The sequence below is a fragment of the Micromonospora coxensis genome, from assembly GCF_900090295.1.
GTDB classification, from domain to species: domain Bacteria; phylum Actinomycetota; class Actinomycetes; order Mycobacteriales; family Micromonosporaceae; genus Micromonospora; species Micromonospora coxensis.
The window spans coordinates 3,513,590-3,532,451 of sequence record NZ_LT607753.1 but is presented as its reverse complement, the minus strand read 5'-3'; the positions used below and the strand labels follow the sequence as shown (position 1 = coordinate 3,532,451).

The 18,862-nt window shown below is 71.1% G+C and carries 17 protein-coding genes; 9 read left to right on the top strand and 8 right to left on the bottom strand.

Annotation, left to right across the window (positions count from 1 at the left end; genetic code table 11):
• Position 1 precedes the first annotated feature (1 nt).
• Both gyrA and gyrB read right to left on the bottom strand, forming a co-directional pair.
• Complete coding sequence (gene gyrA, locus GA0070614_RS15960) at positions 2-2,521, bottom strand: DNA gyrase subunit A (protein WP_088976708.1); 2,520 nt, start codon at positions 2,519-2,521, stop codon at positions 2-4.
• Between the two features lie 128 nt (positions 2,522-2,649).
• A complete protein-coding gene (gene gyrB, locus GA0070614_RS15955; RefSeq protein ID WP_088976707.1) occupies positions 2,650-4,596 on the bottom strand; it encodes a DNA topoisomerase (ATP-hydrolyzing) subunit B in 1,947 nt (648 codons plus the stop codon).
• A gap of 525 nt (positions 4,597-5,121) precedes the next feature.
• Here gyrB and GA0070614_RS15950 point away from each other — a divergent pair.
• Complete coding sequence (locus GA0070614_RS15950; protein ID WP_088976706.1) at positions 5,122-5,676, top strand: hypothetical protein; 555 nt, start codon at positions 5,122-5,124, stop codon at positions 5,674-5,676.
• Here GA0070614_RS15950 and GA0070614_RS15945 read toward each other — a convergent pair.
• Positions 5,661-6,149: a MarR family winged helix-turn-helix transcriptional regulator gene (locus GA0070614_RS15945; protein ID WP_088976705.1), complete on the bottom strand. Its 489-nt coding sequence runs from the start codon at positions 6,147-6,149 to the stop codon at positions 5,661-5,663. The genes GA0070614_RS15950 and GA0070614_RS15945 overlap by 16 nt on opposite strands.
• 75 nt (positions 6,150-6,224) lie before the next feature.
• On the opposite strand from GA0070614_RS15945, the gene GA0070614_RS15940 reads away from it, so the two are divergent.
• Entirely contained in the window at positions 6,225-6,476 is a 252-nt protein-coding gene (locus GA0070614_RS15940; RefSeq protein ID WP_331715077.1) for a hypothetical protein, read from the top strand.
• Positions 6,477-6,479: 3 nt separating this feature from the next.
• Here the strand turns inward: GA0070614_RS15940 and GA0070614_RS15935 are convergent, their stop codons facing one another.
• From GA0070614_RS15935 to dnaA, 5 genes are all read right to left on the bottom strand, one after another.
• Entirely contained in the window at positions 6,480-7,130 is a 651-nt protein-coding gene (locus GA0070614_RS15935; RefSeq protein WP_088976703.1) for a DUF721 domain-containing protein, read from the bottom strand.
• A gap of 97 nt (positions 7,131-7,227) precedes the next feature.
• On the bottom strand, positions 7,228-8,361 hold the full coding sequence (gene recF / locus GA0070614_RS15930) for a DNA replication/repair protein RecF (protein WP_088976702.1): 1,134 nt from the start codon (positions 8,359-8,361) through the stop codon (positions 7,228-7,230).
• Positions 8,362-8,377: 16 nt separating this feature from the next.
• The gene (gene gnd / locus GA0070614_RS15925) at positions 8,378-9,250 is read right to left on the bottom strand and encodes a phosphogluconate dehydrogenase (NAD(+)-dependent, decarboxylating) (protein WP_088976701.1); all 873 of its coding nucleotides are present in this window, start codon (positions 9,248-9,250) and stop codon (positions 8,378-8,380) included.
• 40 nt (positions 9,251-9,290) lie between these two features.
• Entirely contained in the window at positions 9,291-10,424 is a 1,134-nt protein-coding gene (dnaN, locus tag GA0070614_RS15920; RefSeq protein WP_088976700.1) for a DNA polymerase III subunit beta, read from the bottom strand.
• 829 nt (positions 10,425-11,253) lie between these two features.
• Complete coding sequence (dnaA, locus tag GA0070614_RS15915; RefSeq protein ID WP_231933700.1) at positions 11,254-13,044, bottom strand: chromosomal replication initiator protein DnaA; 1,791 nt, start codon at positions 13,042-13,044, stop codon at positions 11,254-11,256.
• A gap of 663 nt (positions 13,045-13,707) precedes the next feature.
• Between dnaA and rpmH the strand changes: the two genes are divergently transcribed.
• The 7 genes from rpmH to GA0070614_RS30245 all read left to right on the top strand — a co-directional run bounded on the left by rpmH (position 13,708) and on the right by GA0070614_RS30245 (position 18,841).
• Positions 13,708-13,845, top strand: a complete 138-nt coding sequence (gene rpmH, locus GA0070614_RS15910) for a 50S ribosomal protein L34 (RefSeq protein ID WP_013736606.1) — start codon at positions 13,708-13,710, stop codon at positions 13,843-13,845.
• A 35-nt stretch (positions 13,846-13,880) separates the two neighbouring features.
• A complete protein-coding gene (gene rnpA, locus GA0070614_RS15905; protein ID WP_088976698.1) occupies positions 13,881-14,294 on the top strand; it encodes a ribonuclease P protein component in 414 nt (137 codons plus the stop codon).
• Positions 14,295-14,338: 44 nt separating this feature from the next.
• A complete protein-coding gene (gene yidD / locus GA0070614_RS15900; RefSeq protein ID WP_231933298.1) occupies positions 14,339-14,578 on the top strand; it encodes a membrane protein insertion efficiency factor YidD in 240 nt (79 codons plus the stop codon).
• A gap of 3 nt (positions 14,579-14,581) precedes the next feature.
• Positions 14,582-15,574, top strand: coding sequence for a membrane protein insertase YidC (gene yidC, locus GA0070614_RS15895; RefSeq protein ID WP_088976696.1), 993 nt, complete (start codon positions 14,582-14,584; stop codon positions 15,572-15,574).
• A gap of 214 nt (positions 15,575-15,788) precedes the next feature.
• Entirely contained in the window at positions 15,789-16,373 is a 585-nt protein-coding gene (locus GA0070614_RS15890) for a Jag family protein (RefSeq protein ID WP_088976695.1), read from the top strand.
• Between the two features lie 31 nt (positions 16,374-16,404).
• On the top strand, positions 16,405-17,190 hold the full coding sequence (gene rsmG, locus GA0070614_RS15885) for a 16S rRNA (guanine(527)-N(7))-methyltransferase RsmG (protein WP_408630773.1): 786 nt from the start codon (positions 16,405-16,407) through the stop codon (positions 17,188-17,190).
• A 295-nt stretch (positions 17,191-17,485) separates the two neighbouring features.
• Complete coding sequence (locus tag GA0070614_RS30245; protein WP_088976693.1) at positions 17,486-18,841, top strand: ParA family protein; 1,356 nt, start codon at positions 17,486-17,488, stop codon at positions 18,839-18,841.
• Positions 18,842-18,862 lie beyond the last annotated feature (21 nt).

The window sequence follows — 18,862 nt, the reverse complement described above, 5'->3', positions numbered from 1 at the left end:
ACTAGTCCTGTTCGTCAGGCTCGTCGGCATTGCGAGCAATCGCCACGATAGTCACGCCGTCCGGGAGGTCCATCAGCTTGACCCCCATTGTGTTCCGGTCACGCGTACGGCGTACAGGCTTCACCGGAGTCCGGATGACGCCACCATTGCTGGTGATGGCGAACAGCTCGTCCTCCGGGTCGATCACGACCGCGCCGACCAGACCACCGCGGCGCTCGGTGATCTTCGCAGTCAGCACGCCCTTACCTCCCCGGCCCTGGACCGGGTATTCCTCGATCGGGGTGCGCTTCGCGTATCCCCCGTTCGTGGCCACCAGAACGTCCAACCCCTCCCGAACCACCTCCATGGCGAGGAGGACGTCGTCGTCGGAGAATCGCATGCCGATGACGCCCGTGGTGGCCCGCCCCATCGGACGCAGCGCCTCGTCGGTGGCGTTGAACCGGATCGCCTGCGCGTTCTTCGAGACCATCAGCAGGTCGTCGGTGGGTGCCACGAGGGCCGCGCCGACCAGCTCGTCCTCATCGCGCAGGTTGATCGCGATGATGCCGCCGGACCGGTTGGAGTCGAACTCCTCGAGACGGGTCTTCTTCACCAGGCCGTTCTTCGTGGCAAGGACCAGGTAGGGCGCCACCTGGTAGTTCGGGATTTCGATGATCTGCGCGATCTGCTCGTCCGGCTGGAAGGCGAGCAGGTTGGCCACGTGCTGGCCCTTGGCCACCCTACTGGCTTCCGGCAACTCGTACGCCTTGGCCCGGTAGACCCGTCCCTTGTTGGTGAAGAACAGGATCCAGTCGTGCGTGGAGCAGACGAAGAAGTGGCTGACGATGTCGTCCTGCCGCAGGGTCGCGCCGCTGACGCCCTTGCCGCCGCGCCGCTGGGAGCGGTACAGGTCCACCTTGGTGCGCTTGGCGTACCCGGTGCGGGTGATGGTGACCACCACGTCCTCGCGGGCGATGAGGTCCTCCATCGAGACCTCGCCGTCGAACGGGATGATCTTCGTGCGCCGGTCGTCGCCCCACTTCGCGACGATCTCGCCGAGTTCCTCGGAGACGATCCGCCGCTGCCGCTCCGGCTTGGCGAGGATGTCCTTGAGGTCGGCGATCTCCAGTTCGAGCTTGGTCAGGTCGTCGAGGATCCGCTGCCGCTCCAGGGCGGCCAGGCGGCGCAGCTGCATGTCCAGGATCGCGGTCGCCTGGATCTCGTCGATCTCCAGCAGCCGGATCAGGCCCTGCCGGGCGTCGTCCACCGTGGGCGAGCGCCGGATCAGGGCGATCACCTCGTCGAGGGCGTCGAGCGCCTTGGCCAGACCGCGCAGGATGTGCGCCCGCTCCTCGGCCTTGCGCAGCCGGAACGCGGTCCGCCGGCGGATGACCTCGATCTGGTGCTCGACGTAGTAGCGGATGAACTGGGCCAGGTTGAGCGTGCGCGGCACGCCGTCGACCAGCGCCAGCATGTTGGCGCCGAAGGTCTCCTGGAGCTGGGTGTGCTTGTAGAGGTTGTTCAGCACCACCTTGGCGACCGCGTCGCGCTTGAGCACGAGCACGATCCGCATGCCGGTACGCCCGGAGGACTCGTCCCGGATGTCGGCGATGCCGGCGAGCTTGCCCTCCTTGATCAGCTCGGCGATCCGCTCGGCGAGGTTGTCCGGGTTGACCTGGTACGGCAGCTCGCTGACCACCAGCGCGGGGCGACCGCGCTTGTCCTCCTCGACCTCCACCACGGCCCGCATCCGGATCGAGCCACGCCCGGTCCGGTACGCGTCCTGGATGCCGGACTGGCCGACGATCAAGCCGTAGGTCGGGAAGTCGGGGCCCTTGACGATCTCCAGCAGCGCTTCGAGGGTGGTCACCTCGTCGGCCTCCGGGTGCTCCAGGCACCACTGCACGGCCGCGCCGATCTCGCGCAGGTTGTGCGGCGGGATCTTGGTGGCCATGCCGACCGCGATGCCCTCGGACCCGTTGATCAGCAGGTTGGGGATGCGCGACGGCAGGATGGTGGGCTCCTTGGCCCGGCCGTCGTAGTTGTCCTGCAGGTCGACGGTGTCCTCGTCGATGTCCCGCAGCATCTCCATCGCCAGCGGGTCGAGCTTGCACTCGGTGTACCGCATGGCGGCCGCCGGGTCGTTGCCCGGGGAGCCGAAGTTGCCGTTGCCGTCGACCAGCGGGTAGCGCAGCGACCAGGGCTGCGCCATCCGGACCAGCGCGTCGTAGATCGCCGAGTCGCCGTGCGGGTGGAACTGACCCATCACGTCACCGACGACGCGGGAGCACTTCACGTAGCCGCGGTCCGGCCGGTAGCCGGAGTCGAACATGGCGTAGAGGATCTTGCGGTGGACCGGCTTGAGCCCGTCCCGGACGTCCGGCAGCGCCCGCCCGACGATGACGCTCATCGCGTAGTCGAGGTACGAGCGCTGCATCTCGACCTCGAGGCCGACCGGCTCGATCCGGTCGTGCTGCGCCACGATCGCGGCGGGTTCCGGGGTCTCCGGCTCGTTCGGGGTGGACTCGGGAGTATCGGTCACTGTTAACCCTTATCAGACTCAGAGTCGTTTTCGTGCTGTGGATAACGGCTGTGGAAACCGGCCAAGCTGTGGATAACTCTGTGGACCGACGGGCCGACCGGTGGACACCGGCCGACCCGTCCGAGCCGTCAGATGTCGAGGAAGCGCACGTCCTTGGCGTTGCGCTGGATGAACGAGCGGCGCGCCTCGACGTCCTCGCCCATCAGCACGCTGAAGAGCTCGTCGGCGGTGGCGGCGTCGTCGAGCGTGACCTGGCGCAGCGTACGGGTGGCCGGGTTCATCGTGGTCTCCCACAGCTCGGGGTAGTTCATCTCGCCGAGACCCTTGAACCGCTGGATGTCGTCCGGCTTGGCGTTGGGCTTCTTCTGCTGGCGCAGCGCGATCAGCCCGTCCCGCTCCCGGTCCGAGTACGCGTACTGGGCGTCGTCGCCCTTCTTGTTCCACTTGATCTTGTACAGCGGCGGGGCGGCCAGGTAGACGTGGCCCAGTTCGACCAGCGGTCGCATGAAGCGGAAGAGCAGGGTCAGCAGCAGCGTCTGGATGTGCTGGCCGTCGACGTCCGCGTCGGCCATCAGCACGATCTTGTGGTACCGCAGCTTCTCGATGTCGAAGTCGTCGTGGATGCCGGTGCCCAGCGCGGTGATCAGCGCCTGGACCTCGTTGTTCTTCAGCACCCGGTCGATCCGGGCCTTCTCCACGTTCAGGATCTTGCCGCGGATCGGCAGGATGGCCTGGGTACGCGGGTCCCGACCCTGCTTGGCCGAGCCGCCGGCCGAGTCGCCCTCGACGATGAAGACCTCCGACTCGCGCGGGTCGGTGGACTGGCAGTCGGCCAGCTTGCCCGGCATCGAGCCGGACTCCAGCAGCGACTTGCGGCGGGCCAGCTTGCGGGCCTGCTGCGCGGCGATCCGGGCCCGGGCCGCCTGGGACGCCTTCTGGATGATGATCTTCGCCTCGGCCGGGTTCCGGTCGAACCAGTCGACCAGCCACTCGTTGCAGACCCGCTGCACGAAGCTCTTCACCGGGGTGTTGCCCAGCTTGGTCTTGGTCTGGCCCTCGAACTGCGGGTTGGCCAGCTTGACCGAGATGATCGCGGCCAGGCCCTCGCGGATGTCCTCGCCGGAGAGCTTCTCGTCGCCCTTGAGCAGCTTCTTGTCCGCGCCGTAGCGGTTGACGACGCTGGTCAGCGCGGCCCGGAAGCCCTCCTCGTGGGTGCCGCCCTCGTGCGTGTTGATCGTGTTGGCGAAGGTGTAGACCGACTCGCCGTACGACTCGTTCCACTGCATGGCGATCTCGACCGACATGCCCTCCTCCTCGGCGCCGAACTCGACCACCGTCTTGTGGATCGGGTTCTTCGAGGCGTTGAGGTGCCGGACGAAGTCGGCGATGCCGCCCTTGTAGCAGAAGGTGACCTCGCGGAGCTTGCCCTCCTCGCCCTCCGGGACCCGCTCGTCGAGCAGGTGGATGGTGAGGCCCCGGTTGAGGAAGGCCATCTCCTGGAGGCGGCGGTAGATGGTCTGGAAGTCGAAGTCGACGGTCTCGAAGACGTCCGGGTCGGGCCAGAAGGAGACCGCCGAGCCGGTGGTGTTTGTCGTCTCGCCCTTCTCCAGCGGGGTCGGCTTGGAGTTGGTGTACTGCTGCCGCCAGACGAAGCCGGACTTGTGGATCTCCACCGCCATCTTCGTGGAGAGGGCGTTCACCACGGAGACGCCGACGCCGTGCAGACCGCCGGAGACCGCGTACGCCTTGCCGTCGAACTTGCCGCCCGCGTGCAGCACCGTCAGCGCGACCTCGACACCCGGCTTCTTGAGCTTCGGGTGCAGGTCGACCGGGAAGCCACGGCCGTTGTCGGTGACCCGGACGCCGCCGTCGGCCAGCAGCACCACGTCGATGGTGTCGCAGTGGCCGGCGAGCGCCTCGTCCACGGCGTTGTCCACGACCTCCCACACGAGGTGGTGCAGACCGCGCTCACCGGTCGACCCGATGTACATACCGGGCCGCTTGCGGACCGCCTCGAGCCCCTCGAGGACGGTGATCGACTCGGCGCCGTACTCCTGCTTGTCCTGCGCTGCCACCCTCGGCCACTTTCTCGCACCGCCGCGCCAGGGGCGCGCCAGCGCGGGTTCGGCGGACAGCACGCGACGTCGGCGCACGGACCGGCCTCCGGGGATCGCCAGGTCGCGGATCGTGTGCGCCGGTCGCCGCGGTTGCCCGCGGATCGCGATCGGCTCGACCCGACACAGGACTTTGATCAAGGGCCAACCGGGCCCCTGTCCGTCGCTCCGCGTCGGGTCTTCGTCTCGCCCCCAATCCTACTGTGCGCAACCGACGAAGACGCCACTCGGCACCCTCTGCGCGGCGTCTGAGACGTCCGTAGCGGCCCGAACCGTGCTGTCCGCGACTCCCCCTACGTGCCAGGGTCCGATCCCCGGCGGCGTCGCCCGGGAATCGGGTGCGCCGGCCGGTCGGCCGGGGGTCGCGCGCAGCGCGGCCGTACCGTACCTTTGCGGCGCCAGCGGTGCTTGTCTTGATCTTTACCGTCCACAACCGGGACGATCGACCCGATCGATCCGACACGTGCTCACAAGGGGTGACGCCAGATGGGGCTGGACAACGTCGCGGTGCACTGGCCGCGGACCGGCCGCTTCTACGATCCGGTCGCGCCGGCCGAGTTCGTGGACTTCGGCGAGATCGTGGACGTTCCCAGGATCTCCGCGCCCACCGCCGCGCTCGCCGAACACATCGCCAAGACCGGCACGGTCCGGGCCACCGCGTACACCGAACTGGTGGATTTGATCCTCGGCCTGGAGAATGTGCTCTACGCCACAGAGGCCGCCGCCGAGGACGAGGATCCGGTGATCGACCCGGACGGCTGCTCCTGGATCGCCGGCGGGGTGGAGCGGTTCGTCGCCCAGCACCGGCAGTACGGCGAGGTGGTCACCTTCGAGTCGGTCAGCGAGGTGCTCCGCTCGCTGCTGTCCGACGGCCGGCTGGCCGAGCAGCAGCTGCGCTGGCTGGACAGCCGGCTCGACCGGCTGCGCGACGAGAGCGGCGACCCGCCGCAGTGGGACTTCACCTGCGCCGAACTCGGCGTCCTCGCCGCCTTCTACCGGCGCTGCGCCGACCGCGGCTTCGCCGTCTACGCCGACGTCTGAGCGGGTCGCGCGTCGGGGTCGACCCCGGTCGCCCGGTTCGCGGCGGCAATCACCCGGGTCAGCACCGCGTGCAGGTGCCGCAGGTCCGCCAGCGGCAGCCCGAGCCGCTCGACGATCGCCGGCGGAATCCGCTCGGCCTGTGCCCGGAGGGCCAAGCCGCCGGGGGTGAGCTGTACGGCGAGGCTGCGCTCGTCGGACGCATCCCTCTCGCGCCGCACGTAGCCCGCCGCTTCCAGCCGTTTGAGCAGGGGTGACAGGGTGCCTGGGTCGAGTTGGAGCAGTCTGCTGAGATCCCGCACCGAGAGCGGTGCGTGCTGCCACAGGGCCAGCATGACCAGGTATTGCGGGTGGGTCAGCCCCATCGGCTCCAGCAGCGGACGGTAGACCGCCACGACGCCGCGCGCCGCCACCGAGAGCGCGAAGCACACCTGCTGCTCCAACGCCAGGGGATCTGTCTCGAACTCGTCGGCCACGCCCCGCCTCCTTGTGCTCGTTGCGATTCTACCGACAGTTGGTGTACCAATCGTTTGCACACCAAGTGTGGCTGGGTGAGTCACGGAAGGGCCAGGCGGATGAGCGGCGAGGAGCAGATCGGTGACGCGGCGGGCAAGGGGGGTCGGCTCATGGACTGGGTGTTCCGTAACCTCGCTGGCCCTTCGCAGGCGACGGGAGCGGTACAGGGCGGCTCGCGTCAGGCCCGCGAGGCGTGGAAGCAGGACCTGGAACGGCGCAAGCAGTGGAGCCGCGAGCAGCGGGAGCGCAAGCGGGCCGAACGGGAGGCCCGACGCGCCGCTCGCTGACCGTCAGCCGTAGGTGTCGCGGGGGCCGCGGCCGCGTACCCGGCGGGGTCCCCGCGACCAGCTCGGCGCGGCCGGACCGTGGATGTGCAGCTTGCGCACCACGTTGTGGCCCACCTCGCCGGCGATCCGCTTGAGCAGCGAACCGGCGAGCAGCCGCAGCTGGGTGGCCCACGCCGTGGAGCGGGCCTCCACGGTCAGCTCGCCGTCCTCCAGCTTGACCGGGCGGCTGTGCTGGGCGATCTCCGACCCGACGACCTTTTCCCAGGCGCCGAAGACGGTCGCCTCGGCGGCCGGCTGCTGCCAGCCGCGCGCCTTCATCAGCCGCTCCAGCACCACGCCGAGCGGCTGCGGGTCACGCGGGTCCGGGCCGGGTCCGGAGTAGCCGCGCAGCCGCCGCTCGCCGCCGTCACCGGAGACGGCGCTGCGGCGGCGGGTCTTCGCGGCGGCCTCCCGGCGCGACCTCGCCGCGTCCAGCACCGCCCGCGCGAGCTGCGGCCCCGACGCCTCACCCGCGGCCGGTCCGTCGCCCACCGGCCCGGCCGTGGCGTCCCGCGCGGCGTCCGCGCCACCCTCGGCCGGTCGCGCCGCGCCGGCCCGGTCGCCGCCGCCGGCTCCCCCGGAAGTACGCGCACCGCGCCGGCCACCCCCGGCCACGCGGCCCGAATCCGCCGCGCCGGCAGGTGCGCCGCCCTCGGCACCCGCTCGACCGGTCCGGCGGGCCGGTGTGTCCCCCGCGCTGTCGCGCCCCGGTTCAGTCGACACGGCGTACCGTCCCCTCGCCCACCGCGTACCGGGCCCCGCGCAGGGCCGCCGGCACGTCGTCGTCGACGGCGCAGGTGACCAGGAGCTGACCGGCCCCGCCCACCAGCTCCGCCAGCCGCTCCCGCCGACCGGCGTCCAGCTCGGCGAAGACGTCGTCGAGCACCAACACCGGCTCGATGCCGTCGGCGCGCAGCAGGTCGTACCCGGCCAGTCGCAGGGCCAGCGCGTACGACCAGGACTCGCCGTGGCTGGCGTACCCCTTGGCGGGCAGCGGCCCGAGGGTGAGACTCAACTCGTCGCGGTGCGGGCCGACCAGCGTGGTGCCCCGCTCGATCTCGGCCGACCGGGACTCCGCCAGCGCGGCGGTCAGCGCCTCGGCGAGCACCGCCCGGTCGGTGGTCGGCTCGGTCAGCTCCACCGACGGCCGGTACGCGATCCCCGCCGCGCCCTTGCCGGCCGCCACCGCGTCGTACGCCTTGGCCACGTGCGGGGCCAGCGCGGCGACCAGCTCCAACCGGCCGGCCAGCAGCTCCGCGCCGTGCCGCGCCAGGTGGGTGTCCCAGACGGCCAGGGTCGACAGGTCCCCGCCCCGCGACCCGCCCGTCTTGCGGGCCAGGTACGCCGTCCGGAGCAGAGCGTTGCGCTGCTTGACCACCCGGTCGTAGTCGGCGCGCACCCCGGCGTACCGGGGCTGCCGGAGCACCAGCAGGTCGTCCAGGTAGCGGCGGCGCTCGGCCGGGTCGCCCCGGACCAGTTCCAGGTCCTCCGGGGCGAAGAGCACCAGCCGCAGCGCGCCGACCACGTCCCGGGCCCGGCGGGCCGGTGAGCGTCCCAGCCGGGCCCGGTTGGCCTTGCCCGGGACGATCTCCAGCTCGATCAGCAGTTCCCGGCCGTCGTGCACCACCGCGCAACGGATCACCGCCGAGCCGGCGCCCATCCGGACCAGCGGGGCGTCCGTGGCGACCCGGTGCGAGTCCAGGGTCGCCAGGTAGCCGAGCGCCTCGACCAGGTTCGTCTTGCCGACGCCGTTGGCGCCGGTCAGGACGTTCGGCCCCGGCTCCAGGTCGACGCCGACCCGCTCGTACGAGCGGAAGTCGACCAGTTCGAGCCGGCGGACGTACACAGGCTGTGGATACCGCTCAGCGCTTACGCACGGCGTGCCCGCCGAACTGCTGGCGCAGCGCGGCGACGGCCTTCATCGCGGGCGAGTCGTCCTGCCGCGAGGCGAACCGGGCGAAGAGCGAGGCGGTGATGACGTTCAACGGCACGGCAAGCCGGACCGCCTCGTCGACCGTCCAGCGGCCCTCGCCGGTGTCCTCGGTGTAGCCGCTCAGCTCGGCCAGCTCCGGGTCCTCGTCGAGCGCGCGGTCGAGCAGGTCGAGCAGCCAGGAGCGGACCACGGTGCCCTCGCGCCAGGACTTGAAGACGCCCGGCACGTTGGTGACGATCTCCGACTTGGAGAGCAGCTCGAAGCCCTCGGCATAGGCGTGCATCAGGCCGTACTCGATGCCGTTGTGCACCATCTTGGCGTAGTGGCCGGCGCCGACCGGGCCGGCGTGCACGAAGCCGAACTCGCCCGCCGGCTTGAGCGCCTCGAAGATCGGCATGAGCCGGTCGACGTGCTCCTGCGCGCCGCCGACCATCAGGCCGTACCCGTTCTGCTTGCCCCAGACGCCGCCGGAGACGCCCACGTCGACGTAGCCGATGCCCTGCTCGGCGAGGCGCTCGGCGCGCGGGGCGTCGTCGCTGAACCGCGAGTTGCCGCCGTCGATGATGATGTCGCCCTCGCCCAGCACGCCGGCGAGCTCGTCGATGGTGGCGTCGGTGACCCCGGCCGGGACCATCACCCAGACGGCGCGCGGCGACTCCAGCTTCCCGGCCAGCTCGGCGAGGCCGGCGACGTCGCTCAGCTCCGCGTTGCGGTCGAAGCCGACCACCTCGTGCCCGGCGGCGCGCAACCGCTCGCGCATGTTGCCGCCCATCCGGCCGAGTCCTACCAGGCCGAGCTGCATCTGCTCCTACCTCCGTGCGTGTGGTCGTGCGGGGCTGCGATCAGCGGGAGACGCGGATCGGCATGATGAGGTACCGGTACCCCGGGACGACCTCGCCATCCTCGCCGGCGGGGGAAATCACCGCGGGCTTGAAGGCGTCGACGAACGCCAGCTGCGCGAACTGGGCGCCGAGGTTGGCCAGGCCGTCGATCAGGTACTGCGGGTTGAAGCCGATGGTCAGCGGCTCACCGGTGAAGGTGGCCTCCATCGCCTCGCTGGCCCGCGCCTCCTCGGTGCCGCCGGCCTCGACCACCAGCCCGTCGGAGCTGAAGCTCAGCAGCACCGGGGTGGTCCGCTCGGCGACCAGCGCGACGCGCTTGACGACCTCGATGAGCGTGCTGACCGGCACCCGGGCCTCGGCGTTGTGGGTGGCCGGGAAGAGCGAGCGCACCGGCGGGTAGTTCGCCCCGTCGAGCAGCCGGCTGGTGGTACGCCGGGTGCCGCCCGCGAAACCGATCATGCCCTCACCGGCGGAGCCCTGGGAGAGCGCCATGACGACCTGGCCGCCGAGCGGGCCGAGCGCCTTGGCGGTGTCGTGCAGGGTGCGCGCCGGCACGAGCGCGTTGATGCTGATCTCCGGGTCGTCCGGGTTCCACTCCATCTCGCGCAGGGCGAGCCGGTAGCGGTCGGTGGCGAGCATGGCCAGCGTGCCGCCGGAGAGTTCGATCCGTACGCCGGTCATCATCGGCAGCGTCTCGTCCCGGCCGGCCGCCACGGCGACCTGGGCGACGGCGGCGGCGAAGGCGGCCGCGTCGACGGTGCCGGTGCTCTCCGGCATCTCCGGCAGGGTCGGGTAGTCCTCCACCGGCATGGTGGGCAGGGTGAACCGCGCGCTGCCACAGACCAGCTCCAGATGGGCGCCGACCGCGGCGATGTCCACCGGCTTGGCCGGCAGCGCCTTGGTGATCTCGGCGAGCAGGCGGCCGGAGACGAGGGCGGCGCCGTCGGCGTCCCCCTGCACCTCGACGGTCACCTGGCTGGAGACCTCGTAGTCGAAGCCGGAGACCTGCAGGTTGCCGTCGGTGACCCGGAGCATCACCCCGGCGAGCACCGGTACGGACGGCCGGTTGGGCAGGCTCTTGGCGGTCCACGCCACCGCTTCGGCGAGCGCGTCGCGCTCCACTCGGAACTTCATCAATGCCTCCGCGTCGACGTCAGCGACAACTCTCTCATGCCGACCGCTGCCCACCGTCCCGCCCGACCGTGCGGGTACCCATCGCACCTTAGGGCGCGTGGGCATCGGCTGTGCGCCCGACCCCGTGGATCCAGGTGCCGGGGCGACCGCCGACGGCGGCGTTCCGGCCCGATCCACAGGAAGTCCAACGGTGATGATTGGTTTTTGATTCTTTTGAAGAGATAACTCATCGTCTTCATCGCACCTGTGCAAACTGTGGAGAACCCGCGTCTGCGCAGCTCAGACAGGTTATCCACCGGTGGTTTGGCTGTGGATGACCCGGGGGTAAACCCGGGTGTGGATCCACAGGTCGCGCGTTCCCCGGAGTTGTCCACGGTTGTCCACCGGTTGTCCACCGGTAATCCACCGGGTTTCTCCCCAGTGCTGTGGACACCGCCGGCGGCTCCGGCCGAGGTTGTCCCCAGAACCTTCAACAGGCCGCCCACAGGTCGACCGTCGTCGGTGGACGACGACGCCGTCGTGCACAGGCGTCCACAACGTCGTCCCCAGGGTTTGTCCACAGTCTGTGGGTAACCGGGCCGGGACGGAGCGTGGTTTTCCACCGCCTGTGGAACAGGGGGTGTGGACAACCGGGCAGACCTGTGGACGAACACGACACCGATCCTGGGCCCTCGACCCGGTCGAGGGTCGAGTCGCAATCGCGCACAGGGACGACAGAGCGCCCGGCCGGTGTGGCTCGGCCGGGCGCTGCGGGTGGGATGGGCGTGACGTACGCCACGACGGTTCCGGTGCGCCGCGTCCGACGCGCGGCGGCGGACCGGAAGCCGGCTCAGGTGTTCTGCTTGATCCGGTTGGTCAGCTCGGCGATCTGGTTGTACAGCGAGCGGCGCTCGGCCATCTGCTGACGGATCTTGCGGTCGGCGTGCATCACCGTGGTGTGGTCCCGACCGCCGAACGCCTGCCCGATCCGGGGCAGCGACAGGTCGGTCAGCTCCCGACACAGGTACATGGCGACCTGGCGGGCGTTGACCAGTACCCGGGAGCGGGAGTGGCCGCGCAGGTCCTCCAGGCTGACGCCGAAGTAGTCGGCGGTGGAGACCATGATCTGGTCGGCGGTGATCTCCGGCCCGGCGCCGTCCGGGATGAAGTCCCGCAGCACCTCCTCGGCCAGCGACAGCTCGACGTTGGAGCGGGTCAGGCTGGCGAACGCGGTGACGCGGATCAGCGCCCCCTCCAGTTCCCGGATCGAGTTCGACACCCGGGAGGCGATGAACTCCAGCACGTCCGGCGGGGCGAAGAGTCGCTCCTGGGCCGCCTTCTTCTGCAGGATCGCGATCCGGGTCTCCAGGTCCGGCGGCTGGATGTCGGCCAGCAGGCCCCACTCGAACCGGGTCCGCAGCCGGTCCTCCAGCGTCGCCAGCTGCTTCGGCGAGCGGTCGGACGTGATCACGATCTGCTTGTTGGCGTTGTGCAGGGTGTTGAAGGTGTGGAAGAACTCCTCCTGCGTCCGCTCGCGGTTCTCCAGGAACTGGATGTCGTCGATCAGGAGGATGTCGACGTCGCGGTAGCGGCGCTGGAACGCACTGGTCTTGTCGTCGCGCAGCGAGTTGATGAAGTCGTTGGTGAACTCCTCGGTCGAGACGTACCGGACCGAGCGGGCGTTGCCCAACGTGGTGGCGTAGTGCCCGATGGCGTGCAGCAGGTGGGTCTTGCCCAGCCCGGAGCTGCCGTAGATGAACAGCGGGTTGTACGCCTTCGCCGGCGACTCGGCCACCGCGACGCTCGCCGCGTGCGCGAACCGGTTGGACGAGCCGATGACGAACGTCTCGAACATGTACTTCGGGTTGAGCCGGTTGCCGCCGCTCTCCGCGCCGCCGGGTCGCCGGTCGACCCCGCCACCCGGGCGGCGGTCGACGCCGGTCCGACCGGGGCCGCTGTCCGTGCCCCCGTCGCGGGGAAGCTCGCGGGGCGGGCGGGCCTCGCCGCGGTACGCCGGCTCGAAGCCGCGCCCGTCGACGCCCGGCCCGTCCGGGGCGGACCGCTCCTCGAAGCCGCGCCGCTCCGGTGTGGGGCGACTCACCCGCATCGGCTCGGCGAAGGCGGCGCCGAAGAGGGTGTCCTGGCCGCCGTCCCGACTCGCCGGGATCCGGCCCGCCGGACGGTGTCCGTCCTGGTGCGCCGGCCCGACCGACGGCTCGGGCTGCGCCGGCCGCTCGCCGTACGGCTCCTCCGGATAGCCCTGCCCCGGGTAGGCGGGCTCGACGAAGGTGCCCTGCGACTCGGGGAAGGCGGGCTGCCGTCCGGCGGCGAAGTCGTCCCCGGGAGCCTCGGGCTCGATCTCGGGCGCGCTGCGGTAGACGGTGCCGGCGGGACGGCCGGCGGCGTCCTCGGCGACCCGTACCGTCACCGCGACCTGGATCGGCCGGCCCAGTCGCCGGGTCAGCGCCTCGGTGATCGCCGGGCGCAGCCGGGACTCGATCACGTCCCGGGTGAAGGCGTCCGGGACGGAGAGCAGCGCGGTGTCCTCGACGATCGCCCGCAGCCGGGTGAGCCGCAGGTACGCGCGCTGCTGCGCGGAGATGATCTCGTCGGCGAGTTCGTCCGTCGCCGCGGTCCACACCGCGGCAAGGTCGGTCGTACCGGCCACCGTCGTGCCACCCCCTCGCCTCTGCTCCCGGCCGCCGCTGTGGTCCAGTCGACCGTTCCGGGCCCGCCACCGCGTTCGAGCGGGTGGTTCCGCACTCCACCGGGCGGATCACCGACCGGCATCCACAAGTTATCCACAGCCTGTGTGTACCGACCGATTGTGCCGTCCGCCGGACGCGGGCCGGACCGTGGCCCCCATGTCCTCGAGGGCGTTGAAGCGGGTTCACCGTGCCGAACGATTCACTGCCTTGTCCGGTCTTGCCCGTCGGCGACGACCCGGACCCGACGATGACCGCAATCGGGCACGGTAACAGCGACGAAGGGCGACCATCAACCGCCGCCGCCCGGCGCCGGTTGTCGGCATCAGTGAAAAGCGCCGGTTCGGTCGCCTTCCCGCCCTGCTCCTGGCCCTGAGTGGGGTGTTTGACGGTCATTGCCCCCCTGCGTAGGCTGGAGCGGCTGCTCTGTCGCCCTCTGCTAGGGTGATGGGTGCTTGCTGTCCGCGGTCGGATCCCCGCACCGTCGAGGTCCCGCGTCGCCGGGCAGCACCGATCGGGGGCCACCGCCGAGGTGGCCTGGACCACCACACGACCCCGGCGATCCCGCGCCGTGGACGTACGAAAACGGAGAGCCTGACGTGAGCAAGCGCACCTACCAGCCGAACAACCGCCGGCGCGCGAAGACCCACGGCTTCCGGCTGCGCATGCGCACCCGTGCCGGCCGCGCCATCATCTCGACCCGCCGCGCCAAGGGTCGCGCCCGCCTGTCGGCCTGAGCCGACCGGGCCCGATCCGGGGGACGTGGGCAGTCGTGCTGGCGGCCGCACAGCGACTGCGGCGCAGCACCGACTTCGCCGCAGCGGTCCGGGGTGGCCGACGGGCCGGCCGTGGCGCCGTCGTCGTACACCTGAGTCTGCCGACCACCGAACCCGTCGCGACAACCTCGCCGGAGCCGGCGCGGGACGACGACACGGAGTTGATCTCCGTGACGACCCGCGCCGGCTTCGTCGTGTCCAAGGCGGTCGGCCCGGCCGTGGTCCGCAACAAGGTCCGGCGCCGGCTGCGGCACCTGGTCCGCGAGCGGCTCGCCACGTTGCCCGAGGGGACCACCCTGGTGGTACGCGCGCTGCCCGCCGCGGCCGAGGCGTCGTACCAACGACTCGGGGCCGACCTGGACGCGGCGGTCGCCGCCGCGCGGGCGCCTCGGGGACGGCGGTCGCGGTGAGCGACCGACCCGCCGCCGCGCGGCCCACGACCTGGGGTGCCCGAATGCTGAGTGGCCCCATCATCGCGTACCGTCGTTGGATAAGCCCGGCGCTGCCGGCCCGCTGTCGGTTCTACCCGTCGTGCAGTGCGTACGCCCTGGAGGCGGTGGCCCGCCACGGCGCGCTCCGGGGAGCCGGCCTGACGGTCCTGCGGCTGTTGCGCTGCCAGCCCTTCCACCCAGGTGGACATGACCCGGTGCCGGAGCCGGGCGGCCGCCGCCGTGCCGACCTGACTGGAGCCTGAGAATTGAGTCTCGACTGGATCTACTTCGCGATCTCGTGGATCCTGCTGACCTGGCACTCGGCCTGGGACGCCATCGGGGTGCCGGTCGGCGAGGTCATCGGTACGAACTGGGCCTGGATCCTGGCCATCGTCTTCCTGGTGGTCACCGTCCGGGTGATCCTGTTCCCGGTCTTCGTCAAGCAGATCAAGTCGCAGCGGGCGATGCAGGCGCTCCAGCCCAAGGTCAAGGAGCTGCAGGAGAAGCACAAGGGTGACCGGGAGACGCTCCAGAAGGAGATGATGGAGCTCTATCGGAAGGAAAAGGCCAACCCGCTCATGGGCTGCCTTCCGATGTTCCTCCAGATCCCGGTCTTCCTCGGCCTCTTCCACGTGCTGCGCCGGCTCAACCCGGACAAGAGCGAGGCCGGCAAGACCCTCTACGGCTGGACGGTCGGCCAGTTCGACAGCGCCTCCAGCGCCACGATCTTCACCGCCCCGATCGCCGGCAAGTTCGGCTCCACCGCCGAGGAACTCTCCCGGCTCGGCGCCAACGGCACCACCGTCAAGGTCATCGCCGGCATCCTGGTCCTGGTCATGATGGGCACCACCTACCTGACCAGCCGCCAGATGATCCTCAAGACCGGCTGGGCGGAGGACCCGCAGCAGCGGATGATCCAGCGACTCATGCTCTACGGCATCCCGCTGTCGCTGCTGATCTCCGGCGCGATCTTCCCGATCGGTGTGATCATCTACTGGGTCACCAACAACCTGTTCACCCTGGCCCAGCAGCAGTGGGTGCTGCGCAAGTTCCCGCCGCTGGTGACCAACACCAAGCCCGGTGCCACGGCCGCCCGCAACCCGGTGCAGCCGGCCAAGACCGGTGGCTTCCTCAACCGCAAGAAGCCGGCCGCGCAGGCCCCGGCCAAGCCGGCCGCGCCGAAGGTCGCCGGGCCGAAGCCGGGCGCCAAGCCGACCAACCCGAAGAAGGGGAGCCGGCCCGCCAAGCGGCAGGGCTGACCCACCCGGGCCGCCGTCGGTCGTCCCGACGGCGGCCTTCCGGTACCGCGCAGCCGCCGTACGGCCGGCGCCGGGCCGGAACCCGCCGCGCACCGCGCGATCACGGGCGAGACTGCCCGTACAGACGTGCCCGTGGGCACCGGCCATCTCCCGCCGGCGCCCCGGGAAACCAGCGGACCCGACGGTCCGGCCGAGCGAGTACGGAGATGAGACCGTGACCGAGACCAGCATCCCCAGTGCGGAGCAGTCCGTGGACGAGGTGAACGAGCCGACCGCCGCCACGGGTGAGGGCGACGCCGCGGAGACCGGGGCGGGCACCTCGAAGAAGGCGGCCAGCGAGAGCGAACTCTTCGCGCAGAGCGAGATCGCCGCCGACTACATCGAGGGACTGCTCGACATCCTCGACTACGACGGTGACATCGACGAGCTGGTCTCCGGTGGCCGTCCGGTGGTCGAGGTGGTCGGTGGCCGGCTGCAGAACCTGGTCGGCCAGCGCGGCGCCACCCTGGAGGCGCTCCAGGAACTGGCCCGGCTGGCGGTGTTCCGGCAGACCGGCACCCCGAGCCGGCTGCTGCTGGACGTCGGCGGCTACCGCGCCACCCGGCGCAAGGAGCTCGCCGCAGTGGCCAAGAACGCGGTGGAGAAGGTCAAGGAGCACGGCGAGCCGGTCCGGCTGGAGCCGATGTCCGCCTTCGAGCGCAAGTGCGTGCACGACGTGGTCAACGCCATGAGCGGCGTGGAGAGCGAGTCCGAGGGCGTCGAGCCGAACCGGCGCATCATCGTCCGGCCGGCGGACTGACCGGGTGACCCACGACGACACGGCGGACGCCGTGACCGGCCCGGGTGGCACGCCGCCCGGGCCGTCGGCTGTCCGCCCCGAGCCGTCCCCGGCCGACGCCGTCCTCCCGGTGGAGCTGGCCGACGCCGCCCGGACGCTCTTCGGCGACCGGCTCGACCTGGCTGCCGCGTACGCCGAACTGCTCGCCACCGACGGTGTGGTCCGCGGCCTGATCGGCCCGCGCGAGGCGCCCCGGATCTGGGACCGGCACCTGCTCAACTGCGCCGCCGTGGCGGAACGGATCCCGGAGGGTGCGACGGTGATCGACGTCGGTTCCGGCGCCGGGCTGCCCGGCCTGGTGCTGGCGATCGCCCGTCCCGACCTCCAGGTGACCCTGGTCGAGCCGCTCGCCCGGCGCACCTCCTTCCTGATCGAGGCGGTCCAGCACCTGGGGCTCGCGAAGATGGTCCGGGTGTTCCGAGGACGGGCCGACGAGGCGGCCTCGGGCGAGACCGGCGTCGGTCCGCTGAGCGCGGACGTCGTCACCGCCCGCGCGGTCGCCCCGCTCGACCGGCTCGCCGGCTGGTGCCTGCCGCTGGCGGTGCCCGGCGGGCGGCTGGTCGCCCTCAAGGGGTCCTCCGCCGCCGACGAGATCGCCGAGCACGCCGCCACGGTGGAGCGGCTCGGCGGCGGCGAGCCGACGGTGCACCTGTGCGGTGTGGGCGTGATCGACCCCGCCACCACCGTGGTGGAGGTCGTCCGGGAGCGGGTGGTCCGCCCTCCGGCGGCCAAGAAGGCGCCCAAGCGGTCGCGCGGTGGCCGCAAGAAGGCGCGCTGACGCCTGGGTATCCCACCTCACCACCCTCGGGCCCGGCCGGGCCGCCGACCCGTCGGTGGTCCGGCATCGTCGTGGACGGGAGTGAGACTCGTCGCTGGCCGGCGATGAGAACGGAGATGGACCCGCCGCGCCCGTCCCCCGTAGGCTGGCCGCGCGTCGATAGTGTGGAGCGGGCGGGCGCCGGGCGCACCGAATCCCGACCGCTCCCGCCGGGCCGGACGCTCCGCGGTGCGAGCGCGCGTGCGGCCAGTTGACGGGGTGCGGACCGACCATCCGGAGCGGGCAGGGATGACAGGTGCATGACGACGGCAGGTACGACGATCCACGGGTGAGTCGCTCCGAGGGCCTTCCCCCCGGTGCGGAGCCTGTTTCACGTGAAACCGAGCAGCAGTCCTGGCCCTCGGGCGGTGAGCCCGGCCCTGCCGTCCGTCCGCCGGACTGCGACCCGGTGGTCCGGCGGGACGTGCCGGCCGTCGGCGCGGCGCGCCCGTCCCCCCAGTCGTACGTGCCGCCACCGTCCACGCCGGACGGCCGGCCGTCGAACGCCCCGAGCGGCCGGGCCGCCCCGGTCCAGCGCAACGCCGGAGTGCCGTCCCGGTTCGAGCCCCCGGTCGGCGGCAACGTCCCGCCGCCCGTACCGCAGCAGCCGCACCCGGGTACGGTGCCGGACTCGGTGTCCGTCACCACCGACACGCCGGCTCCGGTGTCCGGGGTCGTCTCCGCCGACCCGGCCAGTGCCGCGTACGTTTCACGTGAAACCCCGACGCGCGAAGAGGATGACCCACCGTTGGCTATGGAGGCGATGCGCGCCGTGCAGATCCTTAACCCGAGCGGCGAGGTGACCATGCCTCGTCCCGAGCGGACGCGGGTGATGTGCGTCGCGAACCAGAAGGGCGGCGTGGGTAAGACCACGACCACGGTGAACCTGGCGGTGGCGTTGGCCCTGCATGGCAACCGGGTCCTGGTGGTCGACCTCGACCCGCAGGGCAACGCCTCGACCGGGCTGAACGTCCCGCACCACACCGGTGTGCCGGACGTCTACGACTGCCTGATCAACAGTGTGCCGCTGGAGGAGGTGGCGCAGGAGGTCGAGGGCATCCCCAACCTCTGGTGCGTACCGGCCACCATCGACCTCGCCGGCGCGGAGATCGAGCTGGTGTCGGTCGTGGCCCGGGAGTCCCGGCTGGCCCGGGCGATCGCCGCGTACCCGGGGCACTTCGACTACGTCTTCATCGACTGCCCGCCCTCGCTCGGCCTGCTGACGGTCAACGCCCTGGTGGCCGCGCAGGAGGTGCTGATCCCCATCCAGTGCGAGTACTACGCGCTCGAAGGGCTGAACCAGCTCATCAACAACATCAACCTGGTTCGTCAGCACCTGAACCCGAAGCTGGAGGTGTCCACGATCCTGCTCACCATGTACGACCGGCGTACCCGGCTGGCCGACGCGGTGGAGCAGGACGTGCGCAACCACTTCGGCGACAAGGTGCTCCAGGCGGTCATCCCCCGCAACGTCCGCGTTTCCGAGGCACCCAGCTACGGCCAGTCCGTCATGACCTACGATCCCGGATCGCGGGGGGCGACGAGCTACTTCGAGGCCGCCCAGGAGATCGCCGAGCGTGGCGTCAAGGAGCCGGTGAGCCGGAATGCGTAGTGCGGACGAGTCGCTGGGAGG